Origin of the sequence: Edaphobacter sp., assembly GCF_035763405.1 — a bacterium.
Taxonomy (GTDB): Bacteria; Acidobacteriota; Terriglobia; order Terriglobales; family Acidobacteriaceae; genus Edaphobacter.
In genome coordinates this window covers 48,065-54,182 of the sequence record NZ_DASUBE010000098.1, presented here as the reverse complement: position 1 = coordinate 54,182, position 6,118 = coordinate 48,065, and the positions used below count along the sequence as shown (strand labels likewise).

The 6,118-nt window shown below is 61.6% G+C and carries 4 protein-coding genes; 2 read left to right on the top strand and 2 right to left on the bottom strand.

Annotation, left to right across the window (positions count from 1 at the left end; all coding sequences use genetic code 11):
• Together secA and VFU66_RS10230 are read right to left on the bottom strand one after the other, a co-directional pair.
• On the bottom strand, positions 1-2,017 hold a 2,017-nt coding region (gene secA, locus VFU66_RS10235), incomplete at its 3' end, for a preprotein translocase subunit SecA (RefSeq protein ID WP_326446149.1).
• A gap of 139 nt (positions 2,018-2,156) precedes the next feature.
• Positions 2,157-2,990, bottom strand: a complete 834-nt coding sequence (locus tag VFU66_RS10230) for a rhamnogalacturonan acetylesterase (protein WP_326446146.1) — start codon at positions 2,988-2,990, stop codon at positions 2,157-2,159.
• A gap of 357 nt (positions 2,991-3,347) precedes the next feature.
• On the opposite strand from VFU66_RS10230, the gene VFU66_RS10225 reads away from it, so the two are divergent.
• On the top strand, positions 3,348-5,042 hold the full coding sequence (locus VFU66_RS10225; protein ID WP_326446145.1) for a molybdopterin-dependent oxidoreductase: 1,695 nt from the start codon (positions 3,348-3,350) through the stop codon (positions 5,040-5,042).
• Between the two features lie 185 nt (positions 5,043-5,227).
• Positions 5,228-5,839 (top strand): HPP family protein, encoded by a 612-nt coding sequence (locus VFU66_RS10220; protein ID WP_326446144.1) that lies wholly within the window; start codon positions 5,228-5,230, stop codon positions 5,837-5,839.
• Positions 5,840-6,118: the final 279 nt, after the last annotated feature.

Here is a 6,118-nt window from a genome sequence, read left to right as displayed (position 1 = left end):
AGTTCTGGCTCTCGACTGCCTCCTGTGCCGAAGCGATGCGCTTCGAGATCATGCGGCTCTCGATGGGAACGCCTTCTTCCATGCCGAGGCGCTGGGGTAGGGTCGAGACCCACTCGCGGGCGAAGATGCGCATGAGGTCGTCTTCGAGGGAGAGGAAGAAGCGCGAGGAGCCGGGGTCGCCCTGACGTCCGGCGCGTCCGCGAAGCTGGTTGTCGACGCGGCGTGACTCGTGTCGCTCGGTGCCGAGGATGTGGAGGCCGCCGGCTTCGATGACGGCATCGTGTTCTTTTTTCGCGGCGGCTTCGTGGGCGGAGATGGTCGAGTCCCACTGGGCCTGCGTGGTTTCAAACTCCTGGCTGGCGTAGTAGAAGCGGACCATGCCGGGGCCGGCGACGGGCGAGATGGCTCCTTCGGCGGCGGAGACGGCGCGGGCCTGGGATTTTTTGACCAGCTCCTGACGGGCCATGAACTCGCTGTTGCCGCCGAGGAGGATGTCGGTGCCGCGGCCTGCCATGTTGGTGGCGATGGTGACCATGCCGAGGCGGCCGGCCTGCGCGACGATCTCGGCTTCCTTCTCGTGGAACTTGGCGTTCAAGACGACGTGGCGGACGCCTTTGCGCTTGAGGATTTCGGAGAGCAGCTCGGATTTTTCGATGCTGGTGGTGCCGACCAGGACGGGCTGCTTGTCGGCGTGGAACTTGGCGATTTCGTCGGCGACCGCGAAGTACTTTTCCTTCGACGTGCGGTAGACGACGTCGGGGTTTTCTTTGCGGAGCAGCTTGCGGTTGGTGGGGATGACGACGATGTCGAGCCGATAGATGCTGCCGAACTCGGCGGCTTCGGTCTCGGCGGTGCCGGTCATGCCGCTAAGCTTTTTGTACATGCGGAAGTAGTTCTGGAAGGTGATGGTGGCGAGCGTCTGGTCTTCCTTGCGGATTGTGACGCCTTCCTTGGCTTCGACGGCCTGGTGGAGGCCGTCGGACCAGCGGCGTCCGGGCATGAGGCGGCCGGTGAACTCGTCGACGATGATGACTTCGCCGTCTTTGACGACGTACTCGACGTCGCGCTTGTAGAGGGCGTGGGCCTTGACGGCGACTTCGACGTGGTGCTTGAGGTCCCAGTTTTCGGGGTCGGCGATGTTGCCGATGCCGAGGAGCTTTTCGATTTTTTCCCAGCCCTCGTCGGTGATGGTGATGGCGCGGGCCTTCTCGTCGACGACATAGTCGCCGGACCAGGTTTTGGTGTCGATGGTTTCGACGAGCTCGCCTTCTTCGAGATTGGGGATGATGACGTTGACGCGGGTGTACTTGTCGGTGGTCTGGTCGGTGGGGCCGGAGATGATGAGCGGGGTGCGGGCTTCGTCGATGAGGATGGAGTCGACTTCGTCGACGATGCAGAAGTAGTGGCCGCGCTGGACCTGATCTTTGAGCTCGAACTTCATGTTGTCGCGCAGATAGTCGAAGCCGAACTCGTTGTTGGTGCCGTAGGTGATGTCGGCGGCGTAGGCCTCGCGGCGCTGCTCGTCGGAGAGGTCGTGGACGATGACGCCGACGGTGAGGCCGAGGAAGCCGTGGATCTTGCCCATCCATTCGGCGTCGCGTTTGGCGAGGTAGTCGTTGACGGTGACGACGTGGACGCCGCGGCCTGCGAGCGCGTTGAGATAGCAGGGCAGCGTGGCGACGAGGGTCTTGCCTTCGCCGGTCTTCATCTCGGCGATGCGTCCGCCGTGGAGGACGATGCCGCCGATCATCTGCACGTCGAAGTGGCGCATGCCGACGGTGCGGCGGCCTGCCTCGCGGACGACGGCAAAGGCTTCGGGCAGGATGTCGTCGAGCGCGGCGGTTTCGGCGGCGAGGCGGAGCTTGTCTGCGTCGGGATCTTCGGGGTCGAGGTTCTCGGCGGCGACGGCGTCGGCGACGCGCTGGCGGAACTCGACGGTTTTGGCGCGGAGTTGGTCGTCGGAGAGCGCCTGCATGGCAGGCTCAAGATCGTTGATCTTTCTGACGGTCGGCAGCATCCGCTTGACGATGCGGTCGTTGGGGGTGCCGAAGATCTTATGGAATGGGTTCTTTATCAACTCAGGCGTCCTTCGGGGTGCGTTTGCCCCAAAGACTAGTGTAAATGTTCTGGCGGCGCCGTGGGTGGCGGGGAAGGCCTTACTCTGGTTTCAGATACGCGGCGAGCGGAGAGTGGGCGTTGCGCAGGGCGATGGCTACGGACTGGGCGTTGAGTTCGGCACCCTGGGAGCTGGTGTGGGTGTGGTCGATGGGGAAGAGGAGCGCGGTTTTTTCGGGGCCGGTGGCTTCGAGGCGGTCGGCTTCGACGGTGGCCATGTCGACGTAGGCTACGTGCTCTTGCTGGGCGAGCTGTTTGAGGCCGGCGTCGTAGCCCATGTCGCGCTCGATGTGCTGGCGACCGTCGGGGCCGGGCTTCCAGATGTTGCGGATGGTGAGCGAAAGCAGGATGGGTGTGGCTCCTTTGGAGCGCGCGTCGGCGATGTATTTGCGGATGTACCAGCCGTAGGTGTGGACGGTTTCGGTGCGGCCGTTGGGGAGGGTGACGTCTTTGGTTTCGTCGCCGAGACCGTGGAGCGAGCCGCGCGCTTTGGGGCCGTCGAGCGCGCCGCCGTCGTTGTGGCCCATCTGGATGAGGACATAGTCGCCGGGCTTGATCTGAGCCAGCACGCGGTCCCAGGAGCCTTCGGTGATGAAGGTGCGGCTGGAGCGTCCGGCGCGGGCGCGGTTGGCGACGTTGATGCGTGTGGTGTCGAAGTAGTGGGCGAAGTGGTCGCCCCAGCCAAGGTCGGCCTGGTTGCGTGCGGTGGAGTCGCCGACGATGAAGACGGTGGGGAGCGCGGGGTTGAGCGGGGTGGATGGCGCGACGGATGTTTGCGCGGGTGTGGGCGGCGGCGCGAGCGGATTTTGGGCCCGGGCAGCGGCGGTGAGGGCGGCGACGAACAGGACGAGGAGTGTGAGGTGCAGGCGGCGCATGGGCGTAGGGTAGCACCATCGTATTTCAACTGGGAAATAAATTCTGATGTGGTCGTGGGTAGAGTCTTGGGTTAGGTGATGAGGTTGTGGCGCCTGGAGGAAATGCGGGGGGCTCTCCGCTGCGGCGGCAAAAAGCGCCGCCTTCGGTCGAGATGACGTGTGTTTGGCGGTGTGGCAAACAGGGCCGGCTCCGGTCGAGATGGCGTGCGTTTGGTGGTGCGGCAAACAGGGCCGAGTCCGGTTGAGATGGCGTGCGTTTGGGGTGACGTTGGAGCCCAACCTTAGGCGCGATGAAGCTGCGCCGAAGATTGGGCACTCGGCTGTGTCTGGAGTCATAGGCCGAGGGGAGTGGGGTTGGTGCATACTGGCAGGGAGGTGATGTGGATGATCTCCTTCGACAGTGCGCATCGTGCGGTGCATTATCCGCCGGATCGGCGGTTTCGGATCTGGATACGGCCTTCTGTTCTGGCTATCCTGATTGCCTGCGTTGCGGTACCGGTGGTGGCGGCGTGGGTGCAGGCTGTGATCGTCGGTATTCCTCACCTGAAAGAGCTGCCACAGTTCATGGAAGGCACGATGAGCGGGCCGCACGGGTTTCCGGGCTGGGTGCGGTGGACGCACTTTTTTAATTTTCTCTTTCTGACGATGCTGATTCGTAGTGGCATCTCGATCCTGATGGACCATCCGCGGCTTTATTTCAATGACGACTGCACGCCGGGGTCGGAGTGGATACGGTTTACGCCGCTGCGGGTGCCGACGGACCGCGTGTGGACGGCGAAGGACGATGCGCGGTACATCTCGCCGATTGTGGGGCTGCCGGGGTACAGGCATACGGTGGGCGTGGCGCGGTCGTGGCACTTCATTACGGTGTATGGATTCATCATCACCGGAATAGTTTTTGTGATTTGCCTGTTCACGACCGATCAGTGGATGCGGCTGATTCCGACGCGGTGGGACACGGTGGCCGATGCGTGGAAGACGTTTGTCTGTTACGCGAGCTTTCATCTGCCGCCGGAGCCGAACGGATTTTATGGCTATAACGCGCTACAGCAGATTGCGTATGCGGCGACGGTGTTTGTGATGGCTCCGCTGTCGATTCTGACCGGGCTGGCGATGTCGCCTGCGCTGGTGAACCGGTTCCAGTGGTACGCGAAGCTGTTCGGCGGCAGGCAGTCGGCGCGGTCGATTCACTTCATTATGATGAACGGTTTCTTCGCGTTCATTGTGGTGCATGTGACGCTGATTGCGATGACGGGATTCCGGCGCAACATGAACCACATTGTGATGGGCACGGACGACCTTCGTTCGATCGGAATGATTCTGGGGTTCGTTGGGATTGCCGTGGTGGTGGGCTTGTGGATTGTGGCGCACTATGTTTCGTGGAAGTATCCGCGCAGCTTCCAGAATGCACAGAAGGCGGTGACGTATCCGCTGATGCTGGCGACGCTGAACCGGTTTCATCCGGCGGAGAAGTACACGCGCGATCAGATCTCGCCGCACTTCTGGCCGAACGGCAAGATGCCGGTGCGCGAGGACTGGAAGGCGCTGGCGGCGAGCAGGTTTGCCGATTATCGGCTGAAGGTCGGCGGGCTGGTGGAGAATCCGGTGGAGCTTTCGCTTGAAGACCTGCGCGAGATGGGCATGGAGAGCTTTATTACGATGCACCATTGCATTCAGGGGTGGTCGGGGATTGCGGAGTGGCGCGGCGTGCCGATTCGCAAGCTGGTGGAGCGTGTGCGGCCGAAGCCTGAGGCGCAGGTGTTGGCGTTTTTTTCGTTCGGCTATTCGCTGTATGGGAAGGAGTACTACGATACGCAGAGTTTGGAGAATGTGCTGAAGGCGGAGTGCATTCTGGCGCTGGAGATGAACGGTGCGCCGCTGACGGAGACGTACGGCTCGCCGGTGCGGCTGCGGGTGGAGAACCAGTTGGGCTACAAGATGGTGAAGTGGATTGAGCGGATTGAGTTTGTGGCAAGTGAGAAGAACCTGGGCAAAGGCGAGGGCGGGAGTAATGAGGATGATGAGTATTTTGATCTGCTGCCGAATATCTGAGAAGGGTTTCTCGCGGATGGCGTCGCGGATGAGCGCATGATTCCGCAGACTTGCGAGCGGAATACGGGATTCTTCCGCTTCGCAAGCTCAGGGTCAGAATGACAGCGCAGTGAGCAACGACAGCCATGGGAAATGTTTTTAACCGCAGTGGTGGAAAAATGCTCTGAAGAGGCGGGCGCTCATTGATGGAGCAGGAACAGCAGCGGCGGCCACCGCGCATTGGCTCGGAGCACATGTCTACGGCGCTCAGGCATATGCGCCTGGCGTGGCTGCTCGATCATTTTCCGCCCCTGCTGATCTGGACGGCGTACGTGTTCGTCAATGGGTTTGTGACGATTGGGCTGCTGGCGCTGCTGGCCGTGGTGAGCGAGACGCCGTTTGTGTTTCCGTCGCTGGGGCCGACGGCGTATCTGTTTTTCTTTGCTCCGCTGGGTGAGTCGTCTACGCCGCGCAATGCGATTCTGGGGCACGCGATTGGGCTGGTGTGCGGGTATGGAGCGTTCTGGGCAGCGGGGCTGGAACATGGCGCTCCGAACTTTCACGATGGCGTGTACTGGCCGAGGATCTTGTCGGCGGCGCTGTCGCTGGCGTTTACCGGGGCGTTTATGGTGTTGTTTCGCGTGAACCATCCGCCGGCAGGCGCGACGACACTGATTGTGGCGCTGGGGATTCTTTCGATGCCGTATCACCTGGTGGTGATTGAGGTGGCTGTGGTGTTGCTGACGGTACAGGCGTTTGTGATTAATCGGTTGGCGGGGCTGCCTTATCCGGTGTGGCAGCGCGGCGGGGCGGGTTGAGGGTGCGTTGAACCCATCTTAGGCGCGATGAAGCTGCGCCGAAGATGGGACATCCGGCCTTATGTGGTCGGTTTTGGAAATTGGTCAGTCCATGGAAGATGCAGCTCTGGTGGGGGCGGTTCTGCGGCGGCGGATGGGCGAGATGATTTGTCCTGGGTGGATTCTGCGAGTATCCCGGCATTTATCCGTTTTTACATGACGGACGGGGTTGGAGATTACGTTTTCTTTTTTGCTTGACAATGAAGTGGTTGCCCACTTAGGGTACTTTTGCTTCTGCAA

Excerpts from the sequence above, each read along its gene's own strand:
- VFU66_RS10220 (WP_326446144.1), top strand. The coding sequence starts at position 5,228 with ATGGAGCAGGAACAGCAGCGGCGGCCACCGCGCATTGGCTCGGAGCAC.
- VFU66_RS10230 (WP_326446146.1), bottom strand. The coding sequence starts at position 2,990 with ATGCGCCGCCTGCACCTCACACTCCTCGTCCTGTTCGTCGCCGCCCTC.